The organism is Marinobacterium alkalitolerans (assembly GCF_017776525.1).
Taxonomy (GTDB): Bacteria; Pseudomonadota; Gammaproteobacteria; order Pseudomonadales; family Balneatricaceae; genus Marinobacterium; species Marinobacterium alkalitolerans.
Genome location: NZ_JACVEW010000009.1, coordinates 16590 through 33394 on the forward strand (window position 1 = coordinate 16590; position 16805 = coordinate 33394).

The window sequence follows — 16805 nt, forward strand, 5'->3', positions numbered from 1 at the left end:
TCTCCGCGGATGGTCAGCTGCCACCCGGCTGCTTGATTGTCTCTTTGATTTTAACGGCCAGATTGCCACGTGACGTTCCCAGCTGGCACTCAAACAGGGGGATGCCGTTGGCTTTCAGAGGCAGTGTATCCTGCATTTCAATCGGAATGATATCGCCCGCTTCCAGCTCCATCACATCCCTCAGGGTCATTTCACGCTCGGCCACCGTCAAGTCCAGCTCCAGGGTGGCCATCATGATGTCGCGCCGCAAGGCTGACAGCCAGCGCTCATCCTTCTGCTCTTCAGTGGTTTGAACACCTGATACCAGCTGGTCCCGAATCGGCTCCAGCATCGAGTAGGGCATGGTAATATGGAGGTCGCCCGACCCCCCTTCAAGATCCACCTGGAACGAACTCACCACCACCACTTCCGTGGGGTTCACCACGTTGGCCATGGCCGGGTTCACTTCATGCCCGATATGCTCAAAGCGCAGCGATGTCACCGGCTTCCAGGCTTCTTCCAGGTCATGAAACAGCTGCTGCAGGGTACGATGCACGATCCGGGTTTCAGTCGGCGTAAATTCACGGCCTTCAATCTTGGCGTGGCGGCCGTCACCGCCAAAAAACTGGTCCACCAGCTTGAACACCAGCCGCGAATCCATGATGAACAGCGCCGTACCACGCAAGGGGTGCGCCTTTACCAGGCTCATACTGGTCGGAACGTACAGGGTATGGATATAGTCACCGTACTTCATGACCTGGATGCCACCCACGGTGACATCGGCAGTACGGCGCAACAGGTTGAACAGACTGATCCGGGTATGTCGAGCGAAGCGCTCATTGATCATTTCCAGCGTGGGCATGCGCCCACGCACGATCCGCTCGTGACTGGCGAGGTCGTAACTGCGGACACCGTCTTCGTCTTCGGTGTCCCCCTCTTCATCGGTTTCAACATCTCCATCGTCGACACCGTGCAGAAGTGCATCGATCTCGTCCTGGGAGAGCAGATCCTTGACCGACATCCGGCCCCCTACTGCATCACGAGGTTAGTAAATAGAATGGTCTCCACTCCCGGCTCGCCAATCTTGTCCTGCATAATGGACTGAACCATGGCGGTTGCCTCGGTACGCAGCGCCATTTTGCCTTCAATGCTCTGCAGCTCCTCAAAGCTCTGAGCAGAGAACAGTGCATTCAAGCGCGATACGATCAGCGGCATATGCTTTTGCAGCGCCTCGTCAACCTTGGGGTCACGACTCTTGGCCTCGACAAACGCCTGCATGTAATGACGCTTGCTGTCGTTGGATTGAAGCGTGGCAACGAATGAAGGCTTGCCCTCGAGGGTACGGATTTTGGTGTAGATTGCCTCGCGCTTCACCGGCTCGACACTGCCCTGCTCAGCCGCCTCTTCATCTCCCGACATCAGGAAGAAATAGGCCGCGGCACCGCCGCCACCCAGCAGCAGAACAGCCCCCAGTGCGATAAAGATGATCAGCTTCTTTTTGGAGCCCTTGCCGCCCTCTTCGGCCGCAGCATTTTCCGCGGTGTCATTGGTCGCCATTCATGCCTCCACAACAGTGCGCTTTATTCCTGATGACAGGGTAATATAACACACTGTTTTTAGGGCTGTAGCCTTCAGGCGTAGTAGTCGACCAAACCCACTGCTACGGCTTGACCGGCCAGCGGTTCAGACTGGCTGTCAGTGCCCCCTCCCGCATAGCCGCCGGAGCGGCCTTCCGAGCCACCGCGCTGGTCAGAACCACGCCCGGATGAGGCGTCATCCGAGATAGAGCCTTCGTGCAGATCAAGTCCCTGCTCGGCCAGCATTTCCCTCAAACGGGGCATCTGTTGCTCCAGAGCATCCCGTACAGCCGGGTTGGGGCTGGTAAAGCTGACACTGACCTGATCCTGCCCCTGTACATGCACTCGAATCTGCATGGCCCCCAGTTCAGGCGGGTCCAGTTGTATCTGTGCACTGCGCGGGCCGTGCTGAGCCATCATGATCATGCGCTCGCCCACTGCCTGCCCCCAGCGTGGTGTCATCAACTGCATGGCAGCCGGCATCTGCTGGGCAAAATTCTGACCTGACTGAGTCGCACGGGGCTGAGCAGATTGCTGTGCAGTCGTTTGTCCGTTCGCGTCCTGACGCGACTGGCCGCTGTTACTGTCTGCGCCTTCACCTGACGTGCTGCCACTGCCTGTTGCACCGTTTATCGCCGCGGTTTCATTGCGTACGGCGCTTTCACCGGCACGCAAGTTGTTCCCATCGACACTGGGCTGCGGGGGCTGTTGTGCCTGTCGAGCCGTGGCTGCATCCGCTGCCGCATTGGCCGCCACGGCACCCTGTGGCGATTTCAGCTGGGTGGGCGCGGACGTATCCTGACCCGAGAGCTGAGCAGTGCGTGCCTGCACGGCATCCTGAGCGGCAATTCGGGCCACCGCATCGGTTTCAGCCCCGGCACGAGCCGGATCAACTCCTTCTGTCATGGCCTCTGAGCCCGGCTTTATCTGGATTTCATTGATGTCACTCTGCTGACTTGGCTTTACTAGCTGACTCTCTTTGCCTTCATTTTGCTGGTGTGGCTTTAGCTGACTAACATGGAGCACATTCTGCTGGCTTGGCTTTACTAGCTGACTCTCTTTGCCTTTATTTTGATTGTCTGCCTTTACTTGGTTTTCATTGGCGGGCACATCGTTCTGCGCCTGACGTGCTCTAGCCGCTGCAATGGCCTCTGACGCCCTGTCGGCCCGCATCTCCTGACCGGTGCTGGACGCATTATTCAGCGAGTCGGTGCGCGCAGAAGCCCCGGAGGTGTCAGCTTCACCAGCCTCAGCGGCAGCGGTAACGCGGGATGCTGATACATCCGCAGAGCGTTCACCCTGAGCATCCGCCACGGATGCAGTAGCCTGACCAGCTGCGCTCTGACCCGACGGCTGAGCGATAGTGTCCGATGCTCCCCGGTTTGGAGTCGGCTGTACCTGCTGGGCACCGGTGCCTTTTTCAGAGCTGCCGGCTTCACCGCTCTGGGCAGGGTTTACTGTCTGTTCGGACAGTGTCTGCCGAGACTGGGCAGACGATTGCGCACCCGCTTGCCCACTCACTGTCTGTTGTGCGGCCTGCTGCCCTTTGCCTTCAGCCCCCGTCATCTGCATGTCTGGCGCTGATGTCTGAGCCGATTGAGCTCCGGCAGGCACCTTTTGTTCACGCCCGGCCATTCCGTTTGGCGGCACAGCGCCCGCATCAGAACTGCCGACTTTCCGGGAGGATGCTGTCTGCGCAGCGGATTCTGCCGCTGAGCTGAATGCGGCATCGGCTGCTGCCTGACTAACCATAGGCTGACGATTTGCGTTCGGTATCGTTGCCGCCTGATCGGACTGGGCCCCCGAAGGCGTTGACTGGCCACCGGCTACAGACCCGGCTTCGCCGGCGGCAAGCGCACGGGAAGAAGCCTCACGCTTGCCAGCTTCAGGCGTAGATGGCTGACCGGCCTGAGACATCAGTGCTGCCTCACCCTGGCCCGCAGCCTCATCAGGCGTGGTTGCCGTATCCGGCATGGAGGGGGCCTCACCCTGAGCAGGCGGCAACGCCCCCGGCAAGGTTTCACCTGCCATGGGCAAGCCCTGACCGTTTGCCTCTATGCGCCCCTGAGCTTTCAAACTGCCCTGAAACAGCAGTTCAAAACTGCCGGCGGCAGGCATGCCTTGAGCCGTGGAGCCCGCACCACCCTTGCCCTGTACGGCGAGAGCTGCGGTATTGAGTTCCAGTAGTGTGAGTGTATTTTGACTGGGCGCTTTGACGATGGCCATGGGTGACTCCTGCTATCCACTGCCCGTTATCAAGCAATATGGATGCCAATCTCTAACCCAGGCCTGAGAAGACGTTAGATGTACTGGGGCCGCCGGTGCTGGGAGCGTTCATCGATTTCGCGCTGCAGCTGCTTATCGGCCTGCTGCAGTTCGCTCTCACGCGCCTTGCGTACCAGCTCTTCGATCCCTTTTTCACGCGCATAGGCCTGCTGCCAGTGCGCCTGTACCTGCTGCAGCTGGTCGCGCGCATGGACCAGTGCCTGCTCCTGCGCAATGATGGTGGCATTGATTTTCTGCAGAAACGCCTGCTGGGACTGAAGCGCGCCTACGCTCAACCCCTCACGGCCGTGCTGGGTAAACTGCTGCTGATACTCACCGAGGTAGGTTTGCAGCTGCTGGATGCCCTGCTCGCCCTGCTCCACGCGCTGGCGTGCTTCGGCCAGAAAGCGCTCGGCTTCACGCCGTTTGCGCTCGGCCACTGTCAGGACAACCTCGAGTCGCTGTGATCGTGACTTGGCCAAGTGTTACTCCTTTACGGCACGCGCCGTATGCCCGGCTGTGCCGGTTGGGTGTTACCGTTCGCATTACCGCCCTGCTGCCCCTGGGGCTGTGGGCTCATCACCATCGCCAGCTCCTGCATGGAGCGCTTGATGGGCATCGGCTCATTCATGCCCTGCTGCAGATAGGCCTTGATGGTCGGCATCATCTCGATCGCCCGATCCGTTTCCGGATCACTGCCCCTCGCGTAAGCCCCCACTGAGATCAGGTCGGCATTCTGACTGTAGCGTGAGTATAGCCGCTTGAACTGCAGCGCCAGATTGAGGTGCGAATCTTCCACGATTTGCGGCATGGCACGGCTGATTGACGCCTCGATATCGATTGCGGGGTAATGCCCCTGCTCCGCCAGGCTGCGTGACAGCACAACATGCCCATCCAGAATGGCACGGGCCGAGTCAGCTACCGGGTCCTGCTGATCATCCCCTTCGGTGAGTACGGTGTAGAACGCCGTAATGGAACCGCCGCCGGTTTCACCATTGCCGGCGCGTTCGACCAGCTTGGGCAGTTTGGCAAATACGGAAGGTGGATAGCCTTTGGTGGCGGGCGGCTCTCCCACGGCCAAGGCGATTTCCCGCTGGGCCTGTGCGTAACGTGTCAGGGAGTCCATCAACAACAGGACATTACAGCCCTGAGCACGGAAAAATTCGGCAATCCGCGTGGTCAACTGAGCCGCACGCAGGCGCATCAAGGGGGAGTCATCTGCCGGTGACGCGACCACCACCGAGCGTGCCATTCCCTCTTCCCCAAGGCTGTGGTCGATAAATTCACGCACCTCACGGCCACGTTCGCCAATCAGCCCCACCACTGTGATCTCAGCCTCGGTAAAGCGCGTCATCATGCCCAACAGGACAGACTTGCCCACGCCACTGCCGGCAAACAGCCCCAAACGCTGTCCCCGGCCCACCGTCAGCAGGCCGTTGATGGCACGTACGCCTACATCCAGTGTTTTTTCGATGGGGTGTCGGTGCAGCGGGTTGATGGTTTCACCGGACAGCGTGACCAGATCATCCGGGGCCAAGGGCCCTTTGCCATCCAGCGGGCGGCCGATGCCGTCAATCACGCGGCCCAGCAGGCCAAAACCGACCGGCACCAGACTGGCCCCCACACGTGGTCGCACGGCAGCCCCGGGGGCCAACCCATCCACGCTGTCCAGTGGCATCAGGTAAATGCGGTCGCCCGCGAATCCGACAACTTCCGCTTCAACCTCGCCCTCCCCTTGCAGCGACACCAGACAGTAGTCGCCAAGTGCCACCTTGAGACCAACCGCCTCCAGCGTCAGGCCGATCAAACGTGTCACGCGGCCTTCCACTTCAGGCCGGGGCGGGTCATATTCGATTTGGCGGTAACGTTCCAGGCGCCGTGTCAGGTCAGGCATAAGGGAACAGCCTCATTATTCGGCGGGTGGGTCGGTGGGTTTAATCAGACGCGCACGCAGCTGATCCGCTACCTGCACGAAGCGCTGCTCAACCTGATAATCGACCCGGCAATTGCCGCTGTCGACAATACAGCTGCCTGCGGTCAACTCAGGATCCGGCTTGACCTGCAAGGCCAACTCTTCCAGCAGAGGCTCCAGCGGTGCCACCTGCTCGGGTGCCACGCGCAGCAGCACCCTGCCTTCTCCCTCAGGCAGCTGATCCAGTGCATCCTGTACACTGCGCATGAGCACGTCAATATTTTGACTAAGCTCCGCCTTGACCGTCGCTTCAGCCAGATGAATCACCAGATTCACCAGGGCTTCCTCCAGTGAGGCACGCTCCTGTTCCAGCGGTTTTTGCAGCTGCTCAATCAGCGCATCCAGTACCTTGAGCCGCTCATTGATCTGCGCCTGACCCGCTTCAAGGCCCTGTTGAAGCCCTTCCTGATACCCCTGCTGCCGGCCTTGCTCACGCCCCTCGGCCAGGCCTTCGGCATGCCCTTCACGCCGTGCCTCTTCGCATATTTCTTCCCATTGGGACAGGGTAAGCTTCTCGGCAAAGATCTCTTCTTCCACCACCGAGACATCCACATCCTCAAGCGGGGCCGAGGGTTTGCGCGCCAGCGCCTGTACCACCGGCGCTTCGGCTCCCACATCGGGCGGCAACCAGGGCTGTATGGACTGTGCATCGACGCCGCGAATGCGAACAGGCTGATCCTTTTTCATCAGATCATCTCTTCGCCGGAGCCACCCAGCATGATTTCACCTTCATCTGCCAGGCGGCGGGCCACATTGAGGATTTCCTTCTGCGCTTCTTCCACTTCAGACACACGTACCGGTCCCTTGGCTTCAAGGTCGTCACGCAGCAATTCGGCGGCACGCTTGGACATGTTCTTGAAGATCTTCTCCTGCAACGTGTTGTCGGCCCCTTTCAGCGCCAGCACCAGGTTGTCGGTGGAAATTTCGCGCAGAATCACCTGAATGCCGCGATCGTCCACATCCACCAGGTTGTCAAACACGAACATGAGGTCCGAGATCTCGGCCGCCAGCCCTTCGTCGTTGTCGCGAATGCCATCCATCAGCTCCGCTTCGACGTTGGACTCGATGAAGTTCATGATGTTGGCTGCCGAGCGAACACCACCCAGGGTGCGAGACTGGCTGGCCTTGCTGCCGGTAAACTGCGTTTCAAACATGTCATTCAGCTCCTGCAGCGCCTGCGGCTGAATCCGGTCCAGTGCGGCGATACGCATCAGAATATCCAGCCGCACCTTTTCATCAAAATAGGTCAGCACCACGGCCGCCTGATCCGGGTCGAGGTAGGCGATCACCACCGCCTGGATCTGAGGATGCTCGTAGCGCAGCATTTCCGCTACCTGGCGCGGGTCCATCCAGCGCAGGGTATCCAGCCCTGAGGTGTTGGTACTGAACAGTATACGATCAATCAGCGTTTTCGCTTTCTCTTCGCCCAGCGCCTGATTCAGCATGGCGCGAATATAGCGGTCATTGTTGATGCCGATACCGGTCTGATCACTCACCACATTCATGAAGTCCGAGACCACCGATTCCACGCGCGACTGAGGCACGTTATCGAGCTGGGTCATCGCTTCACCAATCTTCTGGACCTCCTTGGGCCCCAGGTGCTTGAGGATCTCAGCGGCATCGGACTCACCCAGACTGATCAGCAAAATGGCGGCTTTCTGGATATCCGTCAGGTCAGCATCACTGCTCATGTTCAATCACCCATTGACGCACTGCCTGAGCCACTTTTTCCGGGTCTTCCGCGACCATGCTGCGGATCGCATTCAGCTGATAGTCAAAGCTTTCATTGGGGGTGGGCAGCACACCTCGGTCGCCGCCGGTGTTGAGCGTGACCTTGTCCTCGGCTACGTCCGATCCTTCCAGCCCTTCAAGGTCAGCCGAGATCTCTCCTGCCGGCCCAAGGGTGGCCACTTCCCTGGTTTTGCCTGCATCTGCAAGGCTGCGCAGAATCGGTCGCAGCACGAAAAAGATCAGGATCAGCACGAACAGTGCAGCCATCACCTGCTTGATCACATCCCAGAACCAGTCCTGCTCCCAAAAGGCGGGATCTTCCATGCTCACCGGCTCATCCGGCACAAAGGGAGAGTTCACCACGGTCACACTGTCGCCCCGGGCAGCCGAATAGCCCACGGCATTGCGCACCAGTGTCTGCAGGCGCTGAAGCTCGTTTTCAGTCCAGGCCATCCGCTCCTGTTCGCCGCTCTCCGCATTCGTGGTGACCAGATCATCCACGACCACGGCCACACTCAGGCGCTTGATCACGCCGGTTTGATGGCGGGTATAGCTGAGGGTTCGGTCCAGTTCATAGTTGCGCACGGCCTGTTCGCGGCTGGAACCGTTGCCCGCGACAGAGCCGGCGGCATTGGCAGCCCCTACGGTGCCGGGTTCGATCTGTTCGGGCACCTCGTTCGGCCCCGGCGGCTGGTTGGTCAGTGCGCCCGGCACACCACGTGCCTGAGTACCGGAAGCACGCTTCTCTTCCAGTGTTTTCTCACTGCGCAGGGCTGGCAGGTCCGGGTTGTAGATTTCATCCGCCTGCTCGACCTGGGTGAAATCGATATCGGTGGAGACTTCGGCGCGGAAGTTGCCAAGCCCGACGACAGGCTGAAGGATGCTGTTCACGCGGTTGACCAGCGTCTGTTCAACCTTGCGGGTGTACTCAAGCTGCTTGGCGGCCAGGACCACATCTTCATCCTGGTCACGGGTGTTGAGCAGTCGACCCTTCTGGTCCACCACCGTGACATCTTCAACCGCCAGTTCCGGGATACTGGACGCCACCAGATTGGCAATAGCGGCCACCTGATCGCGCGCCAGCGAACGGCCCGAAAACATTTCGATAAACACGGAAGCACGCGGCTTGCGCTGGTCACGTACGAAGACGGATTCTTTCGGCAGGGCCAGATGAACGCGGGCCGACCTGACCGCCAGCAGGCTGCTGATGGTTCGCGCCAGCTCGCCCTCCAGGCCACGCCGGAAGCGTGCGTTCTCCATGAACTGGCTGGTGCCCAGCCCCTGCTCCTTTTCCAGCAGCTCGAACCCGACCGTCTTGTCAGCGGTAAAGCCTTCCGATGCCAGCTTCAGCCGCGCCTGATGCACATGCTCTTCAGGCACAAGAATGGCCCGGCCGTCTGCATCAAACTTGTAGGGGACACTGTAGAGCTTGAGTTGCTCGATGACCTCGTTGGCGTCAGCAAAGTTCAGGTTGGAAAACAGCACACGATAGTCCGGCTTCTGCGACCAGAGAACCACGGCAAAGCCGATGGCAATGCTGGCTGCCAGACCGATCATCAACCCGAGCTGCCGCAGGATGCCCAGGCTGTTGAAGCCGGTCATCAAGCTGCCCTTGCCGCTTAGTTGTGCTGACGTATTATCCATTCAATCCTGACCGACACCGATTTAGATTAGATCGGCATTTTCATTACATCTTCATACGCCGTGACCAGACGGTTGCGCACCTGTGTCATGGCCTGAAAAGAAACCGAGGCCTTTTGAGCCTGAATCATCACCTGCGGCAGATCGACAGACGGGTCGCCCTGCTCGTAGGCGGTACGTAACCTTGACGCTTCTGACTGGTGTTCATTCACTTTATCCACTGCACTTTTCAACAGGTCGGCAAAACCGCTGCTGTCGGTCTTGCTGATGCCGTGGACTTCGTTGTTCAGGGTTGGGGCCTGAACCGGTGCCACCTGTTGATGCATCTCCTGGCGGATCGACCGCATCTGCGACAGCAAGCTGTTGATATCAGCACGTTCGACCATGCTATACCTCTCCTGTGCGGCAATATTTTGACATTATAGAGCTTGCCCTGACCTCATCAAGATGGCGGGCCCGCAAACTGACAATTCATTGACGATTTGCCAATAAAAAAACATGCCTAGTGCATAGAAGCAAAAAACGGGCCAGATGGCCCGCTTGCACCCATGATACACACTTTGCCGCTCAGTAGATATTCCTGGGCGTTTCACCGTACTTCAGGCGCACATACATCAACGCAACGGTAATGGCATCGCCCAGCGCAGTATGCCGCTGAAGAATGGGGATATCCAGCTTGCCGGCGATGGTATCGAAACGCAGATCGACCTCGCCGCCTACATGTTTCCACTTGATGATGTCGTGGTAAACGTGGGACAGCTCGATCGCCTTGTTGGGCAGTCCGAAACCAAACTCCGGGCGCAGAAACTTGTCCAGCATGCGCACGTCAAAGTTGACGTAGTACCCCAGGATTGGCCGGTTGCCCACAAACTCCAGCACTTTCGGCAGCGCCTCCTCCAGCTCGATACCGTCGGCCAGATCACTCGCACGCAGCTTGTGTATCTTGATCGAGTCGCCACTAAGGCTGGCGGGCGGCTTGAGCTTGATGTCCAGCCGGTCACTGGTGATCACCTTGCGCCCCTTGATCTTGACGGCACCGATCGACAGAATCTCGGCTTTTTTCACGTCCAGACTGGTGGTTTCACAGTCCAGTGACACCACTTCATCACCCTTGTAGGGCTCAAACAGCTCGGCCCAGGGGCCTTCACGGTGTTCTCTCCTTTCCTTATAGCGCCTTATCGTGCGCGGTATGATCATCGGTGTCAGCCTCCAAGGTGGTAGCGGGTGGCCAGGTGTTTCTTGAAGCCCTTCACCACGTGCAGGGCATCACGCAACAGCTCTCGCTCAAGCTTGTTCAACTGCTGCAGGTCGATCTGGTTGGGAGTGGGGTCCTGCCCTTCCTGGCTCTCCTCTGCCCGTTTGATCTGCTGACGCAGACGCAACTGTATGAACAGTGCCAGCGCTTCTGTCAGGTCACTGCCATGTTGTGACTGCATCACGCCCTGCTCGACCAGTGTTTCAATGCGCTGGAAGGTGTTGGTTTTCAGAATGCGATGTTCCAGCGCCATGGTTCTGACACCGTGAACAATGGGGAAAATGCCCCCCTTCTTGATATCCAGCTGTCCCTTGTCTTTCAGGTTGCCAAAGAACGTGAGCGGGGTATCGAACTCCACGGCGGCACGGGCGAAGTGCGAGAAAAACACATCGTTGTTGCGCAGATGGCGCAGGAACCAGTTGCGCGCCACCTTGAACAGCGCTTCATTGCCGGCCACAGGCTTGGCATCGACGGCGATGGCCAGGTTCATCTGCGCATTCCCTTCGCAGGTATCGGCCCAGTCGCTGAGGTGCTGGGTCCAGTCACCCACCGAATTCACCCACTCGGGGTTGGATACCATGATCTTGCCCGGACAGGGCGGGAAGCCAAAAGAGATCAGGTTTTCGCTGAACCGGTTCATGGTTTCCTGCATCTCCGGCCAGACCAGATTTTCACGGTAGATCAGGGCGTTGTCCTGGTCGGTTTTCATGATCTGTTCGCCACGCCCTTCGGAACCCATCACGATCAGACAGACATGTGGCTGCATGTCGGCCGGAATGATCAGATCAAACAGCTTGGAGATAATGCGGCCGTTCATGGCGGCAAGCAGGTCCATGGTGAAGCGAATTTTGACCCCGGTTGAGATCAGGGCCTTGATCAGGTCATTCAGCCCCTGAGCCGCTTCTCGCAACTGGTCGATGGTAGCGGCACGCTCAATACGCAGACCGATCACATGGGAATGGCTGGAGAAGTAGCTGAGCACATCGGTCAGCTCTACCACGCCCACCATGGATTGGCCATCCATCACCACCACACGCTCGATCTGCTGTTGGGTCATCATGACCAGCGCGTTGAACAGATAGTCTTCGTGGTCAATGGTAATCAGCCTGAAGCTGGCAATGTCGATGATATCGGTGTCCAGTGACTTCTCGTTAATCACCACCGCATCCAGCAGGTCGGTACCGGTCACCATGCCGTAACGGCCACCTCGGCGGGCGAGGACACAGTCCGCCTTGCGCTGACGCATCAACTCCGTGGCCTGTTTGATACTGGTACCCTGCTCGACCACCAGCGGCTCACGGACCGTTGCATCGGTAATCTTGGCCAGCATGAACTCGGCCATGTCCTGAGTGCCGCCGTGCTGAGCCACGATTTCACGCTTGACGGCCAGGTTCTGCTGGAAGTAATCCGCAAACTGGGGGTTGCTGGCGATCAGATCCAGTAGCGTGCGAGTGGGCAGTACGTGGCAGATGGTTTCCTCCTCCGCCACGAAGTTGTGGATCGCCGAGCCGCGCACCGCCGACCAGCCACCGAAGTAGTCCTCATCCTCGTAGTGCACGAAGATATGCTGACTGCCGTTTTCATCCTCTTCGTCTGCCGCTTCGCTCTCGCTCACACGGCCCTTGAGAATGATGAACAGCCCTTCGGGCTTTTCCCCGGCCGTGATGACGTTCTCACCCTTTTGGTAATAACCAATATCCAGGTGGGAGGCCAGCAGGTTCCGCTCCTCTTCATTCAGCAGGCTGAATGGTATGTTGTCCATATTGAACGCATCAGGCATCCGCTTCTCCTCATCACGTACCAGAGTCAGGGGGTAAGCCGAGAGGGTTTGCCCTCCCGGCCGGATAACGCCTCAGTGTGTATGTGCCTCACCGGCACCACGCGGAATACGAATATCCTCGATTATGGTTTGGATCTCGGCCGGCGGCTCGGGCGTCATCGCGGACACCAGCAGCGCCACCGTGAAATTCAGCAGCATGCCGACCGTACCAAAACCTTCCGGCGAAATACCGAACAGCAGCTGATCCGGCGTACCGCCCATGAACTTGAAGTAGACGATGTAGGCGATGGTGACACTCAGTCCCACCAGCATCCCGCTGACAGCCCCCTGGGTGTTCATGCGGGTGCTGAAGATTCCCAGGATAATGGCCGGGAACACGGATGATGCGGCCAGACCAAACGCCAGCGCCACCACCTGAGCCACAAACCCGGGCGGGTTAATGCCAAAGTAGCCAGCAATGATAATCGCCACAATCGCAGCCAGACGGGCGTAGGTCAGCTCCTGCTGATCGGTAATATTGGGGTTGATGGTTTTTTTCATCAGATCGTGTGATATCGACGTGGAGATCACCAGCAGCAGACCCGCTGCCGTCGAGAGCGCAGCAGCCACCGCACCTGCCGCCACCAGCGCAATGACCCAGTCAGGCAGGTTGGCAATTTCCGGGTTGGCCAGCACCATGATGTCACGGTCCACGTAGACTTCGTTGGCACTGACGGAGGCATTGCCGGTCAGGCGCTGTCCATATTCACCCCGCTGATCCAGAAACTCGGGCTTGCCGCCCTCAAAGGCACTGCCGGCCAGATACTGCACCTTGCCATCACCGTTCTTGTCAGCCCAGCCAATCAGACCGGAAGACTCCCAGTTCTTGAACCAGGACGGCATCTGGGTATATTCCACCCCCGCATTATCCGGTCCGTTGATGGTTTCAATCAGATTGACGCGCCCGAAGCCGGCGACCGCCGGTACGGTGGTGTAGAGAATGGCAATGAAGATCAGCGCCCAGCCGGCCGAGATGCGCGCATCCTTGACCCGTGGCACCGTGAAAAAGCGCACGATCACATGCGGCAGGCCTGCGGTGCCACACATGAGAGCGGCCGTCATGAAGAACATGTCGATGGTGCTCTTGTTCCCCTGGGTGTACTGATCAAATCCGAGTTCAACCGACAGGTCATTCAACGTCGCCAGCACCGACTTGCCGGTATCCAGAGTTGCTCCCAGTCCGGTTTGCGGCAGGAAGTGCCCGGTGACCTGCATGGAGAGGAAGAATGCCGGTACCATGAACGCCATGATCAGTACGCAATACTGCGCTACCTGAGTGTAGGTAATGCCTTTCATGCCACCCAGCACGGCATAGAAGAAGACGATCACCATACCCACGATGACGCCCGTGTTGATATCCACGTGCAGATAGCGAGAGAACACGATGCCGACGCCACGCATCTGGCCGGCCACATAGGTAAACGAAATCACGATGGTACAGATCACCGCAATGGTGCGGGCCGTGCTGGAGTAATAGCGATCACCCACAAAATCAGGCACCGTGAACTTGCCGAATTTGCGCAGATAGGGGGCCAGCAGCATGGCCAGCAGCACATAGCCACCGGTCCAGCCCATCAGGTAGGCGGCCCCGTCACGACCGATGAAGGAGACGATACCGGCCAGCGAGATAAAGGAGGCTGCCGACATCCAGTCTGCCGCGGTTGCCATCCCGTTGGCCACTGGCGGCACACCGCCGCCTGCCACGTAGAACTCCTTGGTTGACCCGGCTCGGGCCCAGATGGCAATGCCGATATAAAGGGCAAAAGAGCCACCGATGAACATGTAGGTCAGCAGATCAAGACTCATCACTCGGCTTCCTTGACTTGGTGATCGTTACTCATGGACGTCATACTTTTCATCCAGGCGGTTCATGCTGAACACATATGCCCAAATGAGGCCGATGAAGACGTAGATTGCGCCCTGCTGAGCAAACCAGAAGCCAAGCGGAAAACCAAAAAACTGAATCTGGTCCAGTGCATCAACGAAGAGGATGCCGCAACCGTAGGAGACGACGAACCAGACCACCATGTAGGTGAAGATGATGCGCAGGTTTTCGCGCCAATAGGCACGTGCGCGATCAGATTGAGTAGACATGACACCATCCTGTTCTTGTTATTCACGGTGAAATTCACTTTGAATCTAACAAACAGGGCTGGCTAAATATGCCCCGACTTTAGTCGGAGCATTGAGCATGAATTTTCAGGTGTGAATCAGCGGCAAACACGCGCCATCAGGGGAGCACTCTTCTCGACCTGTTCAAGGCTGCCCGGCACCATATTGCGCGCCTCATCCAGCTGAACCATTTCACCTTTGTCACAGTTCATCAAGTGAGCGGAATGCTGGACATGGTCCGTATAGCTGCGCTCAAAGTTGTAGAGCACAAACTGCGCCAGGGTTCCGGCTTCCGTCACCTGGTGCGTCAGACTGTTGGTGTCCAGAACGGTGAAAGTATCGGTCATCGGGAAGGCAAAGGTCCAGGGACGCCAGATCATGCTGCTTTTTTCCGACGAGACCACCACGGAGCCCTCGGGCAGCTGTGACGTTTTGAATTCAAACCAGTTGTATTCGTTGTAGATCGAATACCCCAGCATTCCCAAACCGGCGGCAGCCGGCACTATCCACTTGGGCAACTTCTTGCGCGTCAGGGTACGCAGGATCATGGCGATCCCCGCAGCCCCGAGTCCGGCAAAGACAGTAGCGACCAGATTCCAGACCATACTTCTGCTTCCTGAAAAAAGTCGGGCTTCCAGTTGGAAGCCCGAGGAGGTTCAACATGCGACAGTGATAACTGTCTGTTGATGCATTATGACTTAGTGGTCCTGAGCAGCGCCAGCACCTTTCGGGTAACGCACGCTTTCAACCAGTTCCTGAATTTCAACCGGCGGCTCTTCAGTCGCATTGGAGACTACGAAGGCCACGATGAAGTTGATGATCGCACCGATGGCACCGAAGGACAGCGGCGAGATACCCAGGATCCAGTTATCCACATTGTCAGGCAGGTTTGCAGTGCCCGGGATGAAGAACCAGCCCTTGTACATGAAGATGTACACGAGGGTGATCACCAGACCGGACAGCATGCCCGCAACCGCACCCTTGTTGTTGATGCGCTTGGAGAAGATACCCATCATCAGTACCGGGAAGATGGAAGCTGCCGCGATACCGAATGCCAGTGCTACCACCTGTGCCGCGAAGCCTGGCGGGTTCATACCCAGATAGGTTGCAATGATGATGGCAACAGTCATGGAGGCTCGGGCCGCCATCAACTCGCCTTTCTCACTGATGTCCGGATTGATCGCATTCTTGATCAAGTCGTGACTTACCGCAGAGGAGATCGCCAGCAACAGACCTGCCGCAGTCGACAGCGCTGCAGCCAGACCACCAGCAGCGATCAGACCGATAACCCAACCCGGCAGCTGTGCGATTTCAGGGTTCGCCAGTACCAGAATGTCGCGGTTGTAGGTCAGCTCGTTGCCTTCCCAGCCCTTGTCAGACATATCCGCCTTGTCGTTGTAGAACTGGATACGGCCGTCGTTGTTCTTGTCTTCGATGGTGATCAGCTGGGTCTCTTCCCAGGTTCTCATCCACTCCGGACGCTCATCAATCTGAATCGACGGTGCATCAGTACCGTTCGGGTACACGGTGTCGATCAGGTTCATGCGAGCCATGGACGCAACCGCCGGAGCAGTCAGGTACAGCAGCGCGATGAAGATCAGAGCCCAGCCGGCAGACCAGCGCGCATCAGCTACCTTCGGTACGGTGAAGAAGCGGATGATAACGTGCGGCAGACCCGCAGTACCGATCATCAGGGTCAGAGTGAATAGTACCATGTTCAGCTTGTTGGGCACGTCAGCCGTGTAGGCAGCAAAGCCCAGCTCCTGAACCACCTGGTCCAGCTTGGCCAGCAGCGGCATGCCGGAAGCAGTGTGATCACCGAACAGGCCCAGTGCCGGAATCGGGTTACCGGTCAGCTCCAGAGAGATGAAGATGGCCGGAATAGTGTACGCCACGATCAGTACGCAGTACTGCGCCACCTGAGTGTAGGTGATACCCTTCATGCCACCCAGTACGGCATAGAAGAATACAACGACGGACGCGATGATCAGACCGGTGTCCTTGTCCACTTCCAGGAAGCGGGAGAAGGCGATACCGGCACCCGCCATCTGGCCGATAACGTAGGTAGTAGACGCAACGATCAGACAGGCTACAGCGACCAGACGTGCCGGCTTGCTGTAGAAACGGTCACCGATGAAGTCAGGCACGGTGAACTTGCCGAACTTGCGCAGGTAAGGTGCCAGCAGCATCGCCAGCAGCACGTAACCACCGGTCCAGCCCATCAGGAAGGTAGAGTTTGCATAACCACCGGCGGCAATCAGACCCGCCATGGAAATGAAGGAAGCCGCAGACATCCAGTCAGCAGCCGTTGCCATACCGTTAGCAACCGGGTGTACACCCCCGCCTGCTACGTAGAACTCTTTGGTGGAACCCGCACGGGCCCAGATTGCAATGCCGAAGTAGAGTGCGAAGGACGCCCCTACGAACAGCAGGTTGATATAAAACTGATCCATC

Annotated in this window: 15 protein-coding genes; all 15 read right to left on the reverse strand. The window is 58.2% G+C overall.

Going from position 1 to position 16805, the window contains the following annotated elements:
- Positions 1-13 precede the first annotated feature (13 nt).
- Positions 14-1000: a flagellar motor switch protein FliM gene (gene fliM / locus H9C73_RS07210; protein ID WP_209287139.1), complete on the reverse strand. Its 987-nt coding sequence runs from the start codon at positions 998-1000 to the stop codon at positions 14-16.
- An 8-nt stretch (positions 1001-1008) separates the two neighbouring features.
- Positions 1009-1536 (reverse strand): flagellar basal body-associated FliL family protein, encoded by a 528-nt coding sequence (locus tag H9C73_RS07215; protein WP_209287140.1) that lies wholly within the window; start codon positions 1534-1536, stop codon positions 1009-1011.
- Between the two features lie 74 nt (positions 1537-1610).
- Entirely contained in the window at positions 1611-3782 is a 2172-nt protein-coding gene (locus H9C73_RS07220; protein ID WP_209287141.1) for a flagellar hook-length control protein FliK, read from the reverse strand.
- 74 nt (positions 3783-3856) lie between these two features.
- A complete protein-coding gene (fliJ, locus tag H9C73_RS07225; protein WP_209287142.1) occupies positions 3857-4303 on the reverse strand; it encodes a flagellar export protein FliJ in 447 nt (148 codons plus the stop codon).
- Between the two features lie 11 nt (positions 4304-4314).
- A complete protein-coding gene (gene fliI / locus H9C73_RS07230) occupies positions 4315-5715 on the reverse strand; it encodes a flagellar protein export ATPase FliI (protein WP_209287143.1) in 1401 nt (466 codons plus the stop codon).
- Between the two features lie 15 nt (positions 5716-5730).
- Positions 5731-6480, reverse strand: a complete 750-nt coding sequence (locus H9C73_RS07235) for a FliH/SctL family protein (protein ID WP_209287144.1) — start codon at positions 6478-6480, stop codon at positions 5731-5733.
- Positions 6480-7484 carry a flagellar motor switch protein FliG gene (fliG, locus tag H9C73_RS07240; protein WP_209287145.1) on the reverse strand — a complete coding sequence of 335 codons (1005 nt, stop codon included), beginning with the start codon at positions 7482-7484 and terminating at the stop codon, positions 6480-6482. The genes H9C73_RS07235 and fliG overlap by 1 nt, the downstream gene beginning before the upstream one ends.
- Positions 7474-9168 (reverse strand): flagellar basal-body MS-ring/collar protein FliF, encoded by a 1695-nt coding sequence (gene fliF, locus H9C73_RS07245; RefSeq protein ID WP_209287146.1) that lies wholly within the window; start codon positions 9166-9168, stop codon positions 7474-7476. The genes fliG and fliF overlap by 11 nt, the downstream gene beginning before the upstream one ends.
- 26 nt (positions 9169-9194) lie before the next feature.
- The gene (gene fliE, locus H9C73_RS07250) at positions 9195-9551 is read right to left on the reverse strand and encodes a flagellar hook-basal body complex protein FliE (RefSeq protein WP_209287147.1); all 357 of its coding nucleotides are present in this window, start codon (positions 9549-9551) and stop codon (positions 9195-9197) included.
- A gap of 181 nt (positions 9552-9732) precedes the next feature.
- Positions 9733-10362: a 3'-5' exonuclease gene (locus H9C73_RS07255; protein ID WP_209287148.1), complete on the reverse strand. Its 630-nt coding sequence runs from the start codon at positions 10360-10362 to the stop codon at positions 9733-9735.
- A 5-nt stretch (positions 10363-10367) separates the two neighbouring features.
- Positions 10368-12200: a putative nucleotidyltransferase substrate binding domain-containing protein gene (locus H9C73_RS07260; protein ID WP_209287149.1), complete on the reverse strand. Its 1833-nt coding sequence runs from the start codon at positions 12198-12200 to the stop codon at positions 10368-10370.
- A 72-nt stretch (positions 12201-12272) separates the two neighbouring features.
- On the reverse strand, positions 12273-14045 hold the full coding sequence (locus H9C73_RS07265; RefSeq protein ID WP_209287150.1) for a sodium:solute symporter family protein: 1773 nt from the start codon (positions 14043-14045) through the stop codon (positions 12273-12275).
- A gap of 27 nt (positions 14046-14072) precedes the next feature.
- Positions 14073-14333, reverse strand: coding sequence for a DUF4212 domain-containing protein (locus H9C73_RS07270; protein ID WP_209287151.1), 261 nt, complete (start codon positions 14331-14333; stop codon positions 14073-14075).
- 116 nt (positions 14334-14449) lie between these two features.
- Entirely contained in the window at positions 14450-14956 is a 507-nt protein-coding gene (locus H9C73_RS07275; protein ID WP_209287152.1) for a hypothetical protein, read from the reverse strand.
- Between the two features lie 93 nt (positions 14957-15049).
- Positions 15050-16804 carry a sodium:solute symporter family protein gene (locus H9C73_RS07280; RefSeq protein ID WP_209287153.1) on the reverse strand — a complete coding sequence of 585 codons (1755 nt, stop codon included), beginning with the start codon at positions 16802-16804 and terminating at the stop codon, positions 15050-15052.
- Between the last annotated feature and the right edge of the window lies 1 nt (position 16805).

Excerpts from the sequence above, each read along its gene's own strand:
- fliE (WP_209287147.1), bottom strand. The coding sequence starts at position 9,551 with ATGGTCGAACGTGCTGATATCAACAGCTTGCTGTCGCAGATGCGGTCG.
- H9C73_RS07255 (WP_209287148.1), bottom strand. The coding sequence starts at position 10,362 with ATGATCATACCGCGCACGATAAGGCGCTATAAGGAAAGGAGAGAACAC.
- fliM (WP_209287139.1), bottom strand. The coding sequence starts at position 1,000 with ATGTCGGTCAAGGATCTGCTCTCCCAGGACGAGATCGATGCACTTCTG.
- fliG (WP_209287145.1), bottom strand. The coding sequence starts at position 7,484 with ATGAGCAGTGATGCTGACCTGACGGATATCCAGAAAGCCGCCATTTTG.
- fliI (WP_209287143.1), bottom strand. The coding sequence starts at position 5,715 with ATGCCTGACCTGACACGGCGCCTGGAACGTTACCGCCAAATCGAATAT.
- H9C73_RS07275 (WP_209287152.1), bottom strand. The coding sequence starts at position 14,956 with ATGGTCTGGAATCTGGTCGCTACTGTCTTTGCCGGACTCGGGGCTGCG.
- H9C73_RS07235 (WP_209287144.1), bottom strand. The coding sequence starts at position 6,480 with ATGAAAAAGGATCAGCCTGTTCGCATTCGCGGCGTCGATGCACAGTCC.
- H9C73_RS07260 (WP_209287149.1), bottom strand. The coding sequence starts at position 12,200 with ATGCCTGATGCGTTCAATATGGACAACATACCATTCAGCCTGCTGAAT.
- H9C73_RS07265 (WP_209287150.1), bottom strand. The coding sequence starts at position 14,045 with ATGAGTCTTGATCTGCTGACCTACATGTTCATCGGTGGCTCTTTTGCC.
- H9C73_RS07270 (WP_209287151.1), bottom strand. The coding sequence starts at position 14,333 with ATGTCTACTCAATCTGATCGCGCACGTGCCTATTGGCGCGAAAACCTG.
- fliF (WP_209287146.1), bottom strand. The coding sequence starts at position 9,168 with ATGGATAATACGTCAGCACAACTAAGCGGCAAGGGCAGCTTGATGACC.
- H9C73_RS07220 (WP_209287141.1), bottom strand. The coding sequence starts at position 3,782 with ATGGCCATCGTCAAAGCGCCCAGTCAAAATACACTCACACTACTGGAA.
- H9C73_RS07215 (WP_209287140.1), bottom strand. The coding sequence starts at position 1,536 with ATGGCGACCAATGACACCGCGGAAAATGCTGCGGCCGAAGAGGGCGGC.
- H9C73_RS07280 (WP_209287153.1), bottom strand. The coding sequence starts at position 16,804 with ATGGATCAGTTTTATATCAACCTGCTGTTCGTAGGGGCGTCCTTCGCA.